This is a genomic window from Mesorhizobium sp. M2A.F.Ca.ET.067.02.1.1 (genome assembly GCF_004023285.1).
GTDB lineage: Bacteria > Pseudomonadota > Alphaproteobacteria > Rhizobiales > Rhizobiaceae > Mesorhizobium.
Window position 1 is genome coordinate 1 of the sequence record NZ_RZSB01001205.1, and the last position, 1,048, is coordinate 1,048.

The 1,048-nt window shown below is 65.3% G+C and carries 1 protein-coding gene and 1 pseudogene; both read left to right on the forward strand.

Features of this window, described 5'->3' with window-relative positions; translation table 11 throughout:
- On the forward strand, nt 1-654 hold a 654-nt coding region (locus tag EOA28_RS36760), incomplete at its 5' end, for an isoprenyl transferase (protein ID WP_128315892.1).
- Between the two features lie 51 nt (nt 655-705).
- A pseudogene (locus tag EOA28_RS36765) lies at nt 706-1,048 on the forward strand (phosphatidate cytidylyltransferase); the annotation flags it as partial.

The following is a 1,048-nucleotide window of genomic DNA, read 5'->3' on the forward strand; positions in this document are numbered from 1 at the left end:
CTGCCGCGCCTTGCCGGCCACCGGGCGGGCGTAGAGGCCCTGCGCAAGACAGTGCGCGCCGCGCCCGATCTCGGCATCTCCTACCTGACTGTCTACGCCTTTTCCTCGGAAAACTGGTCGCGGCCGAAATCCGAAGTTAGCGACCTCATGGGTCTGTTGAAGCTGTTCATCCGCCGCGACCTTGCCGAACTGCATCAGAACGGCGTGCGGGTGAGGATAATTGGCGACAAGCAAGGGCTGCAGCCCGACATCAGGGGCCTGCTGCAGGAGGCCGAATCGCTGACCGCCTGCAACGAGGCGCTGACGCTCATCATCGCCTTCAACTATGGTGGCCGCGACGAGATCGTGCGCACCGCTCGCAAGCTGGCGGATGCCGTCGCGCGCGGCGACACGGCGAGCGACGCGATCACGGCGGAGAGCTTTGCTGCTTCGCTCGACACGCAGGGCATTCCTGATCCTGAACTTGTGATCCGGACGAGCGGCGAGCTCAGGCTGTCGAATTTTCTCCTGTGGCAGGCGGCCTATAGCGAGCTTGTCTTCCTGCCTTGCTATTGGCCGGATTTCAGCCGCGAACATCTGGCCGATGCCTTGCGCGACTTTGCCGGCCGCGAACGGCGCTTCGGCGGGCTCGCCGCCCGCGACGTCGCGCTTTAGGCGACGCCACGCATGAGCAACCTCCAGCAGCGCGTCATCTCGGCAATCGTGATGGCGGCGCTGACGCTTGCGCTCACCTGGCTCGGCGGATTGCCGTTCCGGCTATTCTGTGGGGCAATCGCGGCGTTGATCTTCTATGAATGGACGCGCATGGCGCGCGCCGGCAACGGCGCGGCGCTCGGTTTTCTGCCGGAAGCACTGATTGTGATCTTCATCGGCGCGCTGATTGCCGGCGTGCCGGCCTTGTGGCTGCTTTTGCTGATCGCGATCCTCGTCGCGGTCGCAGCCGTCGCCGCCCGCGGGGCCGCGCAGTGGGAAGCCTCCGGGGTGGCCTACGCGGCACTATCCGGCTTCTCGCTCGCCTATCTGCGTGACGAAAATCATTCCGGGCTGA